A 16,664-nucleotide genomic window follows, 5' to 3' on the forward strand; every position below is an offset into this window, starting at 1 on the left:
ATACGCGTCGGTAGCCTTGTCGATAACCTGAGCCGATCTTCGGCCTCACATAGAATTACGAGAATTGTCTCTCGGACGGTGATAAACTATTTCCATCTGCATGCTCAATACTGCCTGGAAGCAAATTCTGCTCTCTCTTGAAAAGAGCCTTACCTCGAGTCTCTACTCTGTATGGATTAAACCATTACAGGGGAGTGTCGACGGGAGCAGGCTTACCCTGACAGCACCCAACGAATTCGTTGCCAACTGGGTGCGTGACCGCTTGCTTCGGGTCATTAGGGAATCTGCGGCTGAGGTGATGGGCGGAGACCCCCGCATTACCATCAAGGTTGGCGCGAAGAAACCTGTTACCCGAAAACCCCGTTCCGCTGCTCGGAAACCGGGGAAACGAGCCGAGGGTGCTCAGCATCTCGGTTTGCCATTGGATCAGTCGCCGCGTCCTTTGACTGTACCTAGTTGGCGTTTTAATTTTGATGATTTTATTGTCGGTCCTTCCAACGAACTTGCCTGCGCAGCGAGCAAATCCATTGGGCAGACCGCGTTTAATTCCGATCATCTTTTTCTGAGTTCCGGTCCGGGACTCGGAAAGACTCATTTGCTTCAGTCCGTGGGCCAGCATTTGTGTAAGTCGGCTCATCGCAAAAATCTTCGGGTTGCTTGTCTGTCCTCTGAAGAATTTGCTACACGGATGGTTCTGGCTTTCAAGTCTCGCCAGATCGATCAGTTCAAGACGCAATTCCGTGAAGGTCTTGATGTACTCCTGCTTGAGGACGTTCATTTCTTTCAGGGAAAGGAAAAGATGCAGGATGAATTGTTGTGTACCATGACCGCTTTGCGTGAACGTGGTTGCAAGGTTGTCCTGACAAGTTCTTTTATGCCGAAAGAGTTCAAGGGTGTTGATGACCGCTTGGTCTCTCGTTTTTGCTCTGGCTTTTTGGCGCACATCAATCGTCCTGATATGGAAACCCGATTGCGTATTGTGCAGGAAAAGGCGCGTAAGCTTCAGGTGGATGTGCCAGTGGCTGTCACTGAATTATTGGCAGAAAGGATCACCACGGATATTCGCCAGTTGGAAAGTTGCTTGAATAACCTTGTTCTCAAGGCTCGACTGCTCAATCGTGCTGTGACCATGAACTTGGCTTGGGAAGTGCTTGAAAATTACGCTATTCATAATTCTACTCCCGACTTTGCGCATATTATTGAGTTTGTATGCAAGAGTTACAGCTTGTCCGAGGACGAGTTGAAATCCAAAAGTCGTAAACGGCAGGTAGTTTTGGCTCGTAACACAGCCTTTTTTCTGGCCCGCAAACATACGGAGTTGTCGTTGAAAGCTATTGGCGAACGCCTTGGCCGGAGACATTCCACTGTACTCAAGGGAATTACCAAATTGGAGAGAGAAATCTCCATGCAGACACCGCTGGGTCGGCAGATAGAAAATACTGCCCAGAGGCTTACGCCTTAACAACGCCCCCCAATGTTCTCCCGGAATCGTTCAGGCATCAGTCACGTGACGTCCCTCGATTCCGGGAGAAATTTTATGCCGACCTCGTGTCGGTTTTTTTGTGACTGATGAAAGAGTGAGGCAATGCAGACAGCGAGATGTTTCTTGCTGCCGTGGTGGTTTCAGAGCGAATCGACTACTGCTTGCGCAGTTCTTCTAATCTTTTTTTCGCTTCTATCGGGTCCAAGCCGCGTTTTGCCGCTATGGTACCTAAGTTGTCTTCGGCATCCGTAGGACGTACATAAACAGGTTCAATGGACTCCTGCGTGAAGTCTGCCGCGTATGCAGCAGCAAGAAGAACTTCTGGTGACGGAGTATCCCATTCTTTGGCAAGCAGGGTGTAGCCCTGATTGGCAGCGGCGAGGGCTGTGAAAAAATCGGGATTCTTGCGCAGTCCACTCCCCATGAGGTGTGCTGTATCGCCGAACTCAGCCATGCGCGTAGCTGCCTCATCCAGAGAAAGCGATTCAAGCGGAGCATGTTCTTTCAGGCTGGGGGCGTCAAAGGATTGCAGGTACACCAAGCCACGTCGTGCGTAAGTCAACACGTGTAGAGGACCTGAAATGAGTGCACCAGGACCTGAGGCGAGGAGGGGCAGGTAGTCCAGACCGGCCAGAGGAAGTCCTTGCCCGGCTGCCAGACCTTCGGCAGCGGCCAGAATGAGTCTCAGTCCGGTAAAGCTACCAGGACCGCGTACGCAAGCGATTCTGGCGATAATATCGATCCCCAGCCCAAAGCTATCCAACGCTTGTTTGAGGCCGGGAATGAGAAATCGGATGGATTGTCCTGGAACAGTCCATTGGCGGGAGGTCAGCAGGGTGCAACCCTCTAGGCCGGGTTGTCCCAGCACTAGTTGCAAACGTTCTTCCGTCCCGCCTATGGCGAGAAGGAGATCATGCGGTACAATTCTTTTGGGGGCAGCCATACGTCGTCTCCGCTCTATGAAAGCAATCTGCGAACGTCATTGAAGATAGCCAGCCCCATGAGCAACAGCAGAACGAGCAGGCCCATGCGCATGGACATGGCCTTCCACTTTTCGTTAAGCGGGCGGCGGAAGACGATTTCCAGAGTGAAAAACAGAATGTGACCGCCGTCCAATACCGGGATCGGCAGCAGGTTTATGATGGCGAGGTTGATGGAAATAACCGCCATCATGCCGAGCAGATCATATACGCCACTCTGGGCGCTTTTACTGACCATCTGGGCGAGCATGATCGGTCCCCCCACCATTTCCACCGGAATAAGGCGTTCGATGATGGAGACAAAACCTTTGATCACCACTTGAGACATGTTCCAAGTGTGTACGAGAGCTGTTTGGAGACCTATACCTTCCACCGGTTCAAAGCGAACTTGTCCGCTTTGGTTGATTCCAACCATGGGGACGGTCACGGATTCACCAAAAATATTCTTGTGTGTCTGTACTTCGGGGGTGACATGCAGGGTTAGCTGTTCACCACTGCGATCCACACCAATCGTCAGGCTTTTGCCTTCAGCGGCTCGGATGGCATCCACCATCTGGGACCAGGATTTGATGGATTCGGTTTCGATGCTGGTGATCATGTCGTCTTTTTGGAATCCGGCCATAGCAGCAGGGCTATCAGGCATCACGCCGCCGACTAGAGGCAGAATTATAGCCTGTCCTTGAGCCATTGCCAGGAACCAGTAAATGATAAAAGCGAGCAGAAAGTTGAAGAAAGGACCTGCTGCCACGACGCAAAGACGCTGCCATGCCGGTCTATTGGAAAAGAGTTCTTCGTCAGCGAAGTCAGTCTCTTCCTCTCCTTGTTCTCCAGCAAGCGCGACATATCCACCCAAGGGGATGGCCGCGAGTTTGTAATCGGTTTTCCCTGAAGTGAATCCGGCAAGTTTCGGCCCGAAGCCGAGGGAAAAGGCTTTTACCCCCATGCCGAACATTCGGGCAACAGTGAAGTGACCCAGTTCGTGAAAGAATATTAGTCCGCCGAGAACCAGTACGATGGCGATGACGCTTGTAATCATAGTTTCCTCATAGGCCGTATGTTTTGATTACGGCTCGAATCAGTATAAGCATTCTTGGAAATTTGGCTAGAGGCTGGCGTGCGCTTCTTCTCGAATGACGTGGTCCAGAGCAAGGACGGCGTCAGGCGTGGAAACGTCTACCGGTTTGTGTCGGCCCAGAGCTGATTCGATCATGGCTGGGATGTCAAGGAATCGAATCTTTTCGTCGAGGAAAGCAGCCACGGCAACTTCGTTGGCCGCATTGAGCACGATGGGATGGCTGGGGCTGGCATCAAATGCCTCGCGAGCGAGTCGTAGGCAAGGGAAAGCTTTAAGATCAGGTTCGTTGAATGTCAGGCTTCCGACCTGTGCGAGGTTGAGTTGCGGTACATCTACGGTTACGCGGTGCGGAAAACAGAGGCAGTGAGCGATAGGTATTTGCATGTCCGGTGTGCCAAGGTGCGCCAATTGCGAACCGTCCACATATTCTACCAATGAGTGGATAATGGATTGGGGATGGACCACTACGTCCACATTGGACGGCGGTACTCCATAGAGGTGGCAAGCCTCGATCAGTTCCAGCCCTTTGTTCATAAGTGTTGCGGAATCAATAGAAATTTTTGCGCCCATGTCCCAATTGGGGTGATTTAAAGCCTGTTCGCGGGTGACGGTTTCGAGAAACGTGCTGTCCTTGCCGCAAAAAGGACCGCCAGAGGCTGTCAGAATGAGGCGTTTGAGTTCCTGTTCGCAGTTTTTACTATGGCCCATCAATCCTTGGAATAAGGCGTTGTGTTCCGAATCCACCGGCAGAATGGTGGCCCCGGAGGCATGGCATGCGGCACGGATGATGTGGCCGCCGAGAACAAGTGATTCCTTGTTGGCCAAACCGATCATTTTGCCGGCTTTGGCAGCTGCCAGAGTCGGTTCGAAACCGGCGGCTCCGACGATACTGGACAGAACAAGATCGATTTCTTCAATACGGGCAAGTTCAACGTATGCCTTGGGGCCGACAAATATTTCCGGGGTGTAGCCAGCGGGCAGATTGACGGTGAAGTCTTTGAGCGCTGTGTCGTTGAGTACTGCGGCGTATTTCGGTCGAAATTCAGCACAGAGTTGTGCCAGTTTGGCACCGTTGCGTCCACCGGCCAATGCCGTAACAGTGAACATCTCTGGGTGTTTTCGTATAACCTTGAGGGCAGAATCTCCAATTGAACCGGTAGCACCAAGGATGCTTATGGTTCGAGGGAAATCAGGTAAGGCAGCCGTCTCAGGCCAGGGAGAAATATAGGATTTCACGAGAGTCCTCGTTCGACCTTTATTTGAAGAAGGGGTGGAACATAGCGATTAAGCCGTAAGTGGGAATTGCCAACAAGAGGCTGTCCACACGGTCAAGCAGGCCGCCATGACCCGGCAGGATGACACCGGAGTCTTTGATATCTAGGGTACGCTTTAGAGCAGACTCGAAGAAATCGCCGAATTGGGCCGCGATGTTCAAGGCTATACCGAGGAGTATCCATTGCCACCAATGGGCTGAACCCAAACTCATACCATACACTGTTATGGCGATGGTACAGGCTGTTAGACCGGCAAGTGATCCTACCCAAGACTTTTTGGGACTGACGCGGGGCCATATCTTTTTCTTTCCCCACATGGTGCCGGCGTAGAAGGCGGTTGTATCCGATATGGTTGCTGCCCCTAGTACCAGAATGATTTCGAGCGGCTGCATGGTCAGAACAAAGTGAAAATTTAAGGGAATGTAGATCAATCCGGCCAGAAAAATTGCGGCATGGCGATATGAGGCCGTCACGTCTTTGTTGTACCGGAGGAGAAAAACAAATCCTGAAGCCCAGAAGGCAATAAGCAAGACTGCGGCCGGATAGTTCGTGTTCCCTGTGGTGAATGCGCCCAGCAACAAAAAGGTGAAAGCAGCACCAAGGGATTTGAAGGCAGTCATGGACTGCACTGGGCGAAACATGGAGTAGAACTCCCACAGCGTCAGGACGCAGAAAAGGGCGAGAACTGTGAACAGAACCCAACCCTGAAAGATGAGGGCCATGGCTGGAAGGATGGCCAGCCCTATGCTTGTGGCAATTCGTTGTTTGTGTGGGGAGATATCCATAGATGATTTCAATGGTTACATGTGTTGCCGCGTTGAATGCGAGTCCTGCTTATCTACGCTATTTGAAAGACGGGGGCAATAAGTCAAGTAAAACAATCATTGGGATGATCAAATGCTTTATTGGTCAGCGAGTTGATCAGATGTTTTGCCGAAGCGGCGTTGCCGGTGATTCAGTTCTTTAATGGCCTTGTCCAGTTCATCCGGGGTGAAATCCGGCCAGTAAATGTCCGTAAAGTAGAGTTCTGAATAGGCACATTGGAACAGAAGGTAATTGGACAGCCGAAGTTCGCCGCTGGTGCGGATGATTAAATCAGGGTCTGGTTGGCCCGCAGTCCACAACTCATTGGCAAAAGTTTCTTCGTTGATTGCGTCGGGAGCAATCCCTTTGGAAACCATTGCTCGTGTTGCCCGGAGAATGTCTTCTCTTCCCGAATAGTTCAGGGCGAGGTTCAGGGTTATGTTTGTGCAGTTTTTTGTTTGGCGCATGACGTGTTTAAGCAGTTGACGAACTGCCAATGGCATATCGTCAAGTTCACCCAGTACCTTGAGTCGAATCCCCTGTTCCTTGAGACTCTTTTCTTCTTTGGTCAGGAAAGAAGTAAGCAGTTCAAACAGGGTTTTGATCTCAGCTTTTGGGCGCGACCAGTTTTCTTTGGAAAAGGTGTAGAGCGTGAGGTGCTTCACACCCAATTCTCGGCAGCGAGTGACCACGGCGCGAACTGCCTCGGTTCCGGCCTTATGCCCGTTGGTCCGATTCAGTCCGCGCTGTTTGGCCCACCTGCCGTTGCCATCCATTATGATGGCTATATGGGCGGGAATATGTACGTTCTTCAAGTGGATGCCCTACTAAATCTCGAGAATTTCCTTTTCTTTTCCGGCAAGGACTTCCTCAGTCTGCTTGACGAAATCGTCAGTCATTTTCTGGACATTAGTTTCGCCGTGCTTTTTGTCATCTTCGCTGATGTCTTTATCTTTTTCCATTTTCTTAAGTATGTCGTTCATGTCACGACGTACGTTACGGATGGCGATCTTGGCATCTTCAGAATATTTTTTGGCGATTTTGACCAGATCCTTGCGGCGTTCCTCGGTCAAAGGCGGAATGCTGATACGGATGATTTTTCCGTCATTGACCGGGTTGAGGCCGAGGTCGGAGTTTTGGATGGCTTTTTCCACCGCACCGAAAGCTCCTTTGTCCCAAGGCTGAATGGTGAGGGTCTTGGAGTCGGGTACGGACACCGAGGAAAGTTGGTTGATGAGCGTGGGGGTGCCGTAGTAATCCACGATAATTCCGTCCACCAGAGCTGTGGTCGCACGGCCTGTGCGCAGCTTGCTGAATTCCTTATCAAGGGCAGCTATGGCCCCGGCCATTCTTTTTTTCCCATCATCAAGTACGGATTGCATCTTAGTCTCCTTGGACAGTCGTTCCTATGTTTTCGCCGTTGGCGGCCCTGCGAATGTTGCCTTCGGTATGCAGATTGAAGACGATGATCGGCAGATCATTGTCGCGTGCCATGGAAATGGCGGTGGAGTCCATGACGCCGAGCCGTTTTTCCAGGGTTTCCATGTACGAGACCGTTTCGTATTTGACCGCGTCATCGAATTTGGCGGGGTCTTTGTCATACACGCCATCCACCTTGGTGGCCTTGAAAATTGCGTCACACTTGAGTTCAAGTGCACGCAAAGCTGCGGCTGAATCGGTGGTGAAGTAGGGGTTACCGGTTCCGGCTGCACAGATGACCACGCGGCCTTTATCCATGTGCCGGAGTGCGCGTCTGCGAATGTACGGCTCGGCCACATCTGCCATGGAGAGGGCGGTCATGACACGGGTGTCGCAACCATTCTTTTCCAGAGCGTCCTGTACGGCCAAGGCGTTCATGATCGTGGCAAGCATTCCCATGTAATCACCCTGAGCGCGGTCCATGCCCTTGGCACTAGCTGCCATACCGCGGAAGATATTTCCGCCGCCGATGACGAGTGCGATCTGGAGCCCCGTGGATGCCACTTCGGCAATTTCCTTGGCAAACTGACCGATGGCCTCCGGCTGAATACCGAATTGTTGATCCCCGGCCAGAGCTTCGCCACTGAGTTTCAGAAGAATTCGCGAGTACCGCGCTTTTTCCATTGTTACCTCTTCATGTATGGAAAGTTCATAAAATAGTCTCGCCCAAAGGCGATAGCATGTTTTTCAGACAAAAAAAACGGGCCGTGCGGCCCGTTTTCATTTTTTTAGAGCATCAACTACTCGGCCTTTTCTCCAAGGGCGAGTCGCTGGAAGCTGGCGACGGTGGCGTCACCAAGGATCTGTTTGATGGTCTGCTTGTCGTCCTTAATGAAGGCCTGCTCAACGAGACAGACTTCTTTGTAGAACTTATTCAGACGACCTGTAACGATCTTTTCGGCGATGTTTTCGGGCTTGCCTTCGTCCATGGCCTGCTTCAAATAGAGAGCTTTTTCCTTTTCCAGGACGTCCTGAGACAGCTCGTCAGAAGTTTTGCAGGAGGGGTTCATGGCGGCCACGTGCATGGCAATATCTTTGGCCATGTTGACGTCGTCGGTACCGGTCAGCTCGACAATGGAGGCGAGCTTGTTGTTGGAGTGCAGGTAGATGCCCAGCACGCCTTCGGTGGTGATTTTGGCAAAACGGCCAACACCCATGTTTTCGCCAAGCTTGGCGATGAGGTCGGTGACGTCAGCTACTTCGGCAGGCAGATCGTCTGCTGCGCCAGTGGTCACATCCAGGCCGGCGATTTTTTCGGACAGAGCAGATGCAAAGGAAGTGAAGTCATCGCCTTTGGCAACAAAGTCAGTTTCGCAGAGCAGTTCGGCGATGACAGCTGTTTTGCCATCTTCAGAGATATAAGGAGTAACGAGACCTTCTGAAGTAGCGCGTCCAGCCTTTTTGGCGGCTTTGGACAGGCCCTTCTCACGAAGGTACATGACTGCTTTTTCTTCGTCGCCTTCGGATTCAACCAAGGCTTTTTTGCAATCCATCATGCCTGCGCCGGTCTTTTCGCGCAGCTCTTTAACTTGTGCAGCTGTGATAGCCATTGTTATTTCTCCTCCGCGGGAGCCTCAGCAGGAGCTTCAGCCTTCTCTTCGATTTTTACTTCTTTTTTAGGAGCAGCCTTCTGCTTTTTTTCTACCTTGGGGCCGTCTTTCTTGGCCTCTTTCTTGGGAGCCTCGGCGGCTTTTGCAGCCTTGGCAGCTTTGGCTTCAGCTTCAGCTTTAGCAGTGTAGTCCTTCTGCATGGCTGCGCCTTCGAGGCAAGCATCGGCCATGTGGGTAGCAAAAAGCTTGATGGCGCGGATAGCGTCGTCGTTACCGGGGATGATGTAATCAACCATGTCGGGATCGCAGTTGGAGTCGACAACGGCTACTACGGGGATACCGAGTTTGCGGCATTCCTGAATGGCGATCTGCTCGCGCTTGGGATCGATGACGAAAGCGGCGCGGGGTGCTTCGTTCAGGTCTTTGATACCGCCCAGAGCCAGGTTCAGCTTCTTAACCTCGCGGTTCATGCCCACTGCTTCCTTTTTGGTGTAGCGGGAGATGGAACCGTCTTCGAACATCTGTTCGAGGTTCTTGAGGCGATCGATGGAACGTTTGATGGTCTGGAAGTTGGTCAGGGTGCCGCCCATCCAGCGATGAGTGACGAAGAACATGCCAGCACGTTCAGCTTCCGCCTTGACGGATTCCTGAGCCTGACGCTTGGTGCCGATGAACAGCACTTTGCCGCCTTTGGCAACGGTGTCGACAATGAAGTCGTGAGCGGTAGCAAACATTTTGACAGTCTGCTGCAAGTCCATGATGTGGATGCCATTGCGGGCGCCGAAGATGTAAGGGCGCATTTTGGGGTTCCAACGGCGGGTCTGGTGGCCGAAGTGGACACCGGTCTCCAGCATCTGCTTCATAGTAACATAAGCCATGATAATCTCCTGGGTTTTTCGTCCATCCTGCAGTCCATTAAGGAGTCCGTGACATCACGGACCACCCGGAGTTATGGGCAGGATGTGTGAATTTGAAGTCGGGGGTATTTAGCCTGATATAGTATGGTTGGCAAGGGGAAAATGCACAATACTATTAAATGATGTGCAAATTATTCTCCAAATGCCTGAGCCATCAACCGGTTGCCTAATCCGCCGAAATCTTTGGGGGCGTATCCGAAGACTTCGTTCCAGACTTCGGTGGATTCCATGCAGAAGTAAAGTTGCTTATCCATTCCGTGTTTGCGCAGGCGGTCGACCATGAAGGTGAACTGTTCAACACGCAGCGGGCGGAGTAGTCGAGCTTTACCATCAAGGCCGGGGATGAATTCATTATAAATATATGTTGTATCAGGAAAATGGTCCGCAATAATCGGGTTGAGCTGGGGCATACAACGGAACGAACCGAGAGACATATAGGCAATGTTTTCGGGGCGCACATAATCAAAAATCATGTCGATGATTTCGGCGTAACCTTCACGCCAGCCGGGGTAATGGATGATCGGGTCGAAATGGAGGCATACTTTGAATCCGGCCTCGGCACAGGTGCGGGCTGCTTCAAGACGTTCTTTCAGTGTGGAAACGTCGAATTCTTCATGTTCATTGATGAATGGTGCGTTGAGTGACCATGCCGGAAGAACTCGGTCTGTGCGAGTGGTTGCTTCCATCCACGTCAGGTCCACGACTTTGGACTTTAATTCCAGCACTACGTTGTCGTAATCTTGAAGAAATCCAATGAGATTGTTGGAATAGCCGGTCAGATGTTCTAGGGCCAGCGAGTCAGTGAACTCGCCGGTACCAACGCGGTAACGGGTATTTGGATCTGCTCCGAAGGCGTTGCCCAGTTCGGTGAACAGGGCGTCCTGATTGGCCCAGATTTTCAGCACGCGGTCCTGAAAGTATGCCTGCAAAATACAATAGGAGCAGGCCATGGGACAGTTCTCGCCGATGTGAATGATGCGGTATCCGCAGCAATGGTAGGCACGGGTCCCGGGGCAAAATCGGAGGAATTTGCCTTTGTATTCCTTGAGATACAATGCCTGCGTGTCGCCTTCGTCAAACTCTATGCGGTCTTGTTCGGGGGGGACCACAGTCCACGGAATATTTGCCTGATCGGTCCCGGCCAGTTTGTTGCGTACCCGATTCGCGATGGGTGAATTCTGCATGGATTCATCCACGAACACATGACCGATTTTATGAAGATGGGAGGGGAGTTGCTTAGTCATTGCCACTTCCCAGCTTCCAGAGTTTTTCCCATGCCGGGGCGTCGGCGAGGTCTGTCATTTCTGCAACAGCCCGTTTGAGCTGTGCGGCATCCTTGATTTGGACGGTTAATTCGGCTCCGCCTGTTTCAAAATTATTGGGCTGAATCATACGCCAGCGGGTTCCGCCGGTGATTTCTCCGGCTGCGGCAGTGAACCGGTCCTGAAGTTTGGTCAGTTCAGGGTAACGTGCCAGTCGGGCCGCATTGGCGAGACGTGCAATGGTGTCCTTGGGAGAAAGCCCCTGCGAAAGAATTTTGATCATGCCCGCGGTGTGCATGACTTCCTGCACGGATTGATCGTTCATCTTAGCGGTTTCGAACAGCCAGTTCAAGACGTTGACCGCATTGGAGCGAGACCATGAGAATCCGGTGAACAGTGGTTCTGCTGCCTGACGGTCTTCACTGGTCATGCGAGAAAGAGGCGTGGCTGAGGCCAGAGGAATGTTGCCTTGTTTGAGCAGGTCGCGCCATGTTTGATCCATGGTGAGCCAGCCCACCAGAAGTTTGGCGTCCTTGGATTTAGGCTTTATGCCAAGACGGGGCAGGATGTTCGACTTGAGGGATTTTTCTTCCATGAGCGGCGCGAAAAACTCAAGAGCCTTGAGGCGCATGCCATCGTCCATGGGGCGTTGCAGGTTGTCGGTCAGATAAAGCAATCCTTTGTCGGTTTCATTTATATCTTCAACCATTCTGGCAAGAACCGGACGACCAAGGTTATGGAGAGCGCTCACGCGTGCGTGTCCGGCGACGAGATTCAGGCCGTTTTGGGATTCGTAGACTAGTACCGGTGTGGATTGGCCGAATTCTTCAATGGAATCTGCCAATGATGTGTCCGGGGTGTCGGCCCAGAACAGATGTGCGCCTGAATTGTTTATATTGTCGGCAGGGGCCGTGAAGATCTCGTTGGATAGATGCAAAATCCACTCCTGAAAGTTTCTGTCTAAAATGAGGTAACTGGTTGCAATTACGTTTAATCTGTGTTGAAATCACAAGTGTCTATCAAAAATGTTCAACAATTATTGATGGATATGTCGTTGATGTTCATAGCGTAGTAACTTGACAAGCTCGCGTTGGTCTTCCTATAGGACTAAACCTGTGAAAAACCAAGTGCTGTGATTTTCACGGGAGCCTAAGGCTTCCGAGACAATAGGGATAACCTGAAAAAAGTACGTGGAGTGAAGTATGCCTGATTTGAAAACTCAAAGAACTTATGCACTCGTCGGTCATGGCGGTAGCGGGAAAACTTCCGTCGCCGAGATGTTGCTTTTCAATGCCGGAGTTGTAAACCGCCTCGGCAAGGTCGAAGACGGAAGCACCGTTCTCGATTACGAACCCGAGGAAATCAAGCGTCGAGGTTCTGTTCAGCCTGGTTTTGCCAGCTACAAGTGGAAAAAGAACGACCATTTTCTCATCGACACTCCCGGTGATTCCAACTTCGCAGGTGATCTTTCCTACAGCCTGACCGCTACAGATGGCGTGGTCATGGTTATTGACGCTGTTGATGGTGTTAAGCCACTGACTCGCAAGATTTGGGCACGGGTTCAGGAGAAGGGGCTGCCTTCTATGATCGTCATCAACAAGATGGATCGTGATAGGGCCGAATTCGATACCGCATTCAACGGTATTTCCGAGGCTCTCGGTGCTCGTCCTGCTTTGTTGTACTATCCCATCGGCTCCAAAGAAGATTTCAAGGGCGTGGTGGACATGATGTCCGGCAAGGCTTTGATATTCGGCGCTGACGGCGCAGTCGAAGAAGGGGATATTCCCGGCGACATCGCAGATGAAGTCGAAATGTTGCGTGAAACCATGATTGAGAACATCGCTGAAAGTGATGAAGATCTCATGGAAAAATATTTTGAAGACGGAGAATTATCTCCCGAAGATATTACCAAGGGCCTTCAGGGCGGCGTCGCTTCCGGCGAACTCGTTCCCGTGGTCGTATCCGCAGCCCTGAATTGTCAGGGTGGCCAGATGATTCTGGACACTATACAGAATCTGTTGCCCGGTCCTTTGACCCATCCCGTATGGGAAGGCGAAGAAGGCGAACGGGCCAGTTCACCGGACGAGCCTTTGGCTTGTTTCGTGTTTAAGACCCAGGCCGACCCATTTGCCGGTCAGCTTACTGTGGTTCGTGTTTTGTCTGGAGAACTCAAGTCCGATTTCCATCTGCTCAATGCGTCCAATGGCGAAAAAGAGCGTGTGGGACAGTTGTTGGTTATGAACGGCAAGGAACAGGCTCAGGTAAAGGATCCTATGGGTCCCGGTTCTATTGCTGTGCTGGCAAAGCTCAAAAACACCCATACCGGCGACACCTTGGTTGAGAAAGATGATTTCAAGTTGATCAAGCCTGAAATCGCACCACAACTGATCACCTTCGCTTTGGCTCCGGCCGAAAAGGGTGACGAAGACAAGGTATACTCAGCGGTTGCCAAGCTGCTTGAGGAAGATATTACCCTGACTTTGGCTCGAGACGAAGAGTCCGGTGACATCTTGCTGTCAGGTATGGGACAGAATCATATTGAAATCTCGGTTGAGAAGGCCAGACGCCGCTACAAGGCTGATATCGTTTTGAAAACACCCAAGGTCCCGTATCGAGAGACTTTCAAGACCGGTGCCAAGGAAGTGCAGGGGCGTCACAAGAAACAGTCAGGTGGTCGTGGTCAGTTTGGCGATTGCTGGATTAACGTGACTCCCAAAGTGTCCGGTGCAGGCTATGAATTCGAAGACAAGATCGTCGGTGGTTCCATCCCCCGTCAGTTCATTCCCGCTGTTGACAAGGGCGTTCAGGAAGTTGCTGCTCGCGGTGTGTTGGCCGGTTACCCGGTTATCGACTTTCAGGTGACGTTGTATGACGGCAGTTACCATAACGTCGACTCCTCGGAGATGGCGTTCAAAGTCGCAGGTTCCATTGCCTTCAAGAAAGCCTGCGAAAAGGCCAAGATGGCTTTACTGGAGCCGGTCATGCTCGTGACCGTGGCTGTACCTGATTCCTTTATGGGCGACGTTATCGGCGACCTGTCCTCCCGTCGAGGCAAGGTATTGGGTTCCGATTCCCAGACAGGTCTGACTGAGGTCAAGGCGCATGTGCCCATGGCTGAAATGCTTAAGTATGCCCCGGATTTGAACTCCATGACCGGTGGGCAGGGAACTTTCTTCATGGAATTTGCTTCCTACGAGGAATGCCCGCCTCAGGAAACAGAAAAGGTCATTGCCGCCAACAAGAGGGCGGATGAAGCCGTGTAAGTTCCCATCAGATAACTATAAAAGGGCGGCGGGATTACCTGCTGCCCTTTTTCTTTCACTTGTTTGATGGGGCGAATTGGTTTACTCACTGATGAAATAAGCAATAAGGAAAGCGAATGTTTCGACGTATATTTTTTGTCCTTAACCTGTGGATTGTAACTGTCTACTATAGCTGGAAGACCATGAAGGTTGATCCAGCCAACTCCACTCCTGAGGAATATGACCAGTGGGGATTAGCTTGGGGCCATGCCGCGATTAAGTTATCCGGTATGAAGATTGAGGCTGACATGGGGGATGTAGACCCTCAAGGACATTACGTTTTTATCTGCAACCATCAATCAAATCTTGACATTCCCGTGCTGTTCGACGTGCTTAAAGGCAACCGTATTCGTTATGTTGCCAAGAAGAGCCTGTTTGATATTCCCATTTATGGAAAGGCTCTGGCCTATTCCGGGCATATCTGCATTGATCGGGAAAATCGTCGTTCAGCCATGAAGTCTTTGAACGAAGCCGTGGAAATAGCCAAGAACGGGTTTTCTCCAGTTGTTTTCCCTGAAGGGACTCGGAATCTGCATCTTGAAGATCTCATGGAATTTAAGATTGGTGGTATGATCATTGCTCTCAAATCCGGGTTGCCTGTGGTGCCTATCGTCATGACCAATACGGGGCTTGTTATGGGCAAAGGCCAGATGATTATCGATAACCGGCCTGTGGTTCGGGTAAAGGCTTTGCCAATTATTGACCCGTCTGAATATACCATCAAGGATCGTGAAAAGTTCAAGGACGATCTGCGCGCGAAGATGAGCGCGGCATACAAGGAACTGTTGGCGCAAGGATAGATTATGGGAGACGTACCAACACCTACATCCGCATTGAGCCTGTATCCTCTAGGGGGGCTTGGCGAAATTGGTATGAACTGCATGCTGTATAGGACGCAATCATCCATGGTTATGGTAGATTGTGGCCTTATGTTTCCCGAGGATTATCACTTCGGCGTGGACGTGGTCATTCCTTGTTTCGACTATGTGCTCAAGAATAAGCGTATTTTGCACGGTATAGTGCTGACCCATGGCCATGAAGATCACATTGGTGCATTGCCGTGGTTGCTTCAGAATGTTGACGTGCCAGTTTACGGTTCCGAATTTACCCTCGGTTTGGTCGAGAACAAACTCAAGGAACATGATCTGGATCGTTGGGCGGACCTGCGACCCGTCAGACCGTATGATCGTGTTTTGTTGGGTGATTTTCGATTCAATTTTATTCCGGTTTGTCATTCCATCATTGAAGGATTCGGGTTGGGTATTGAGACTCCAGTCGGGCGGGTTGTCCATACTGGTGATTTCAAAATTGATCGAAATCCTTTGGGTGGACATGCCACGGATCTAGCAGCATTTCGTAAGTTTTCCGAAGATGGCGTCCTTCTTATGCTGTCTGATTCCACCAACGTGGAGACCGAAGGGTTCGCCTTGACAGAGCGTGAGATCAAGGTTTCGTTGCGCGAAATATTTTCTAAGGCCAAAGGGCGTATTCTTGTTTCGCTTTTTTCCAGCCATATTCAGCGGATGCAGGAAGTTTTTGATCTTGCAAATGCTGAGGGTCGCAAGGTGGCTGTATCTGGCAAGTCATTACATCGTAATATCGAATTGGCACGAGAATTGGGATATCTGAAGGTACCCAAACGGACGCTTATTGATTTGGACCGTCTTGATGAATATGGTGACTCCGAGCTTGTTTTGCTTGTTACCGGATCGCAGGGTGAACCGTTGGCCGCACTTTCCCGTATGTCTATGGGGGAGCATCGTCAATTGTCCGTGAAGCCTGATGATCTTGTCATTCTTTCTTCTCGATTTATTCCGGGCAACGTCAAGGCGATCAATCGGGTTATCAATAACCTGTACCGACTTGGCGCCGAGGTCCTGTATGAGAAGATGCACGGTATCCATGCGTCGGGACATGCTCATGCTGGTGAATTGACGCTTATGCTGGAGACTGTGCGGCCTGAATATTTTATTCCCGTGCATGGCGAGTATCGTCATCTGGTCAAACACCGTCGTTTGGCTGTGGAGTGCGGGGTCACGGATGAAAAATCTATGGTCGTGGAGAACGGTCAGCCTTTGACGTTTTTTGAAGATGGTTCCATGGTGTTTGAGCCTAGGATCTCCGCTGAGAAAATTTTGGTTGACGGCAAAGGTGTTGGCGACGTGGGGCAGAGCGTTCTCAAGGAACGTCATCTGTTGGCTGGTGAAGGTATGGTCATCGTGGTGATGGTGGTGGATGAAGCTACCGGTGAAATTTCCATGGGCCCAGACATCATGAGCAAGGGATTTGTGTTCGAGCAGCAGTATATGCATCTTCTTGAAGATGCCAAATGCATTATTTTTGACGTGCATGAAAATATTGCTCCCGGTGATACAGCCAAACTCAAGGAACGTATTCGTTCCGCGCTGCGCCGTTTCTTCCGAAAAGTTTTGGGGCGTGATCCGGTTGTGGTCCCGTTGGTTATTTCCATATAGGTGTCTGGACTTCAAGCCGATGTTGCGCTAGTTATTTCGGCACGATGAGAATTTTTTTTGTGAG

General features: G+C 51.0%; 15 protein-coding genes. 4 read left to right on the forward strand and 11 right to left on the reverse strand.

What is annotated here, in order from left to right:
- Positions 1-100 precede the first annotated feature (100 nt).
- On the forward strand, positions 101-1,462 hold the full coding sequence (dnaA, locus tag SYK_RS00005) for a chromosomal replication initiator protein DnaA (protein ID WP_281761578.1): 1,362 nt from the start codon (positions 101-103) through the stop codon (positions 1,460-1,462).
- Positions 1,463-1,637: 175 nt separating this feature from the next.
- Here dnaA and tsaB read toward each other — a convergent pair whose 3' ends face one another.
- From tsaB to SYK_RS00060, 11 genes are all read right to left on the reverse strand, one after another.
- Positions 1,638-2,426 carry a tRNA (adenosine(37)-N6)-threonylcarbamoyltransferase complex dimerization subunit type 1 TsaB gene (gene tsaB, locus SYK_RS00010; protein WP_281761579.1) on the reverse strand — a complete coding sequence of 263 codons (789 nt, stop codon included), beginning with the start codon at positions 2,424-2,426 and terminating at the stop codon, positions 1,638-1,640.
- Positions 2,427-2,440: 14 nt separating this feature from the next.
- Positions 2,441-3,499 carry an RIP metalloprotease RseP gene (gene rseP / locus SYK_RS00015; protein WP_281761580.1) on the reverse strand — a complete coding sequence of 353 codons (1,059 nt, stop codon included), beginning with the start codon at positions 3,497-3,499 and terminating at the stop codon, positions 2,441-2,443.
- A 66-nt stretch (positions 3,500-3,565) separates the two neighbouring features.
- Positions 3,566-4,774 (reverse strand): 1-deoxy-D-xylulose-5-phosphate reductoisomerase, encoded by a 1,209-nt coding sequence (gene dxr, locus SYK_RS00020; RefSeq protein WP_281761581.1) that lies wholly within the window; start codon positions 4,772-4,774, stop codon positions 3,566-3,568.
- Positions 4,775-4,793: 19 nt separating this feature from the next.
- Positions 4,794-5,597, reverse strand: coding sequence for a phosphatidate cytidylyltransferase (locus SYK_RS00025; protein WP_281761582.1), 804 nt, complete (start codon positions 5,595-5,597; stop codon positions 4,794-4,796).
- Positions 5,598-5,714: 117 nt separating this feature from the next.
- Positions 5,715-6,431: an undecaprenyl pyrophosphate synthase gene (uppS, locus tag SYK_RS00030; RefSeq protein WP_281761583.1), complete on the reverse strand. Its 717-nt coding sequence runs from the start codon at positions 6,429-6,431 to the stop codon at positions 5,715-5,717.
- Positions 6,432-6,443: 12 nt separating this feature from the next.
- Entirely contained in the window at positions 6,444-6,998 is a 555-nt protein-coding gene (gene frr / locus SYK_RS00035) for a ribosome recycling factor (RefSeq protein ID WP_281761584.1), read from the reverse strand.
- A gap of 1 nt (position 6,999) precedes the next feature.
- Positions 7,000-7,719, reverse strand: a complete 720-nt coding sequence (gene pyrH, locus SYK_RS00040) for a UMP kinase (protein ID WP_281761585.1) — start codon at positions 7,717-7,719, stop codon at positions 7,000-7,002.
- A gap of 116 nt (positions 7,720-7,835) precedes the next feature.
- Positions 7,836-8,645 carry a translation elongation factor Ts gene (gene tsf / locus SYK_RS00045; RefSeq protein WP_281761586.1) on the reverse strand — a complete coding sequence of 270 codons (810 nt, stop codon included), beginning with the start codon at positions 8,643-8,645 and terminating at the stop codon, positions 7,836-7,838.
- A 2-nt stretch (positions 8,646-8,647) separates the two neighbouring features.
- Positions 8,648-9,523, reverse strand: coding sequence for a 30S ribosomal protein S2 (gene rpsB, locus SYK_RS00050; protein WP_281761587.1), 876 nt, complete (start codon positions 9,521-9,523; stop codon positions 8,648-8,650).
- Positions 9,524-9,693: 170 nt separating this feature from the next.
- Positions 9,694-10,806 (reverse strand): SPL family radical SAM protein, encoded by a 1,113-nt coding sequence (locus tag SYK_RS00055; RefSeq protein ID WP_281761588.1) that lies wholly within the window; start codon positions 10,804-10,806, stop codon positions 9,694-9,696.
- Positions 10,799-11,761: a ParB/RepB/Spo0J family partition protein gene (locus SYK_RS00060; RefSeq protein ID WP_281761589.1), complete on the reverse strand. Its 963-nt coding sequence runs from the start codon at positions 11,759-11,761 to the stop codon at positions 10,799-10,801. The genes SYK_RS00055 and SYK_RS00060 overlap by 8 nt, the downstream gene beginning before the upstream one ends.
- A gap of 265 nt (positions 11,762-12,026) precedes the next feature.
- Between SYK_RS00060 and SYK_RS00065 the strand changes: the two genes are divergently transcribed.
- The 3 genes from SYK_RS00065 (at position 12,027) to SYK_RS00075 (ending at position 16,600) form a co-directional block, all read left to right on the forward strand.
- Positions 12,027-14,087 carry an elongation factor G gene (locus tag SYK_RS00065; RefSeq protein ID WP_281761590.1) on the forward strand — a complete coding sequence of 687 codons (2,061 nt, stop codon included), beginning with the start codon at positions 12,027-12,029 and terminating at the stop codon, positions 14,085-14,087.
- Positions 14,088-14,203: 116 nt separating this feature from the next.
- Positions 14,204-14,926 (forward strand): lysophospholipid acyltransferase family protein, encoded by a 723-nt coding sequence (locus tag SYK_RS00070; RefSeq protein WP_281761591.1) that lies wholly within the window; start codon positions 14,204-14,206, stop codon positions 14,924-14,926.
- A gap of 3 nt (positions 14,927-14,929) precedes the next feature.
- Positions 14,930-16,600, forward strand: a complete 1,671-nt coding sequence (locus SYK_RS00075; protein WP_281761592.1) for a ribonuclease J — start codon at positions 14,930-14,932, stop codon at positions 16,598-16,600.
- Positions 16,601-16,664 lie beyond the last annotated feature (64 nt).

This window comes from Pseudodesulfovibrio nedwellii (assembly GCF_027923765.1).
Lineage (GTDB): Bacteria > Desulfobacterota > Desulfovibrionia > Desulfovibrionales > Desulfovibrionaceae > Pseudodesulfovibrio > Pseudodesulfovibrio nedwellii.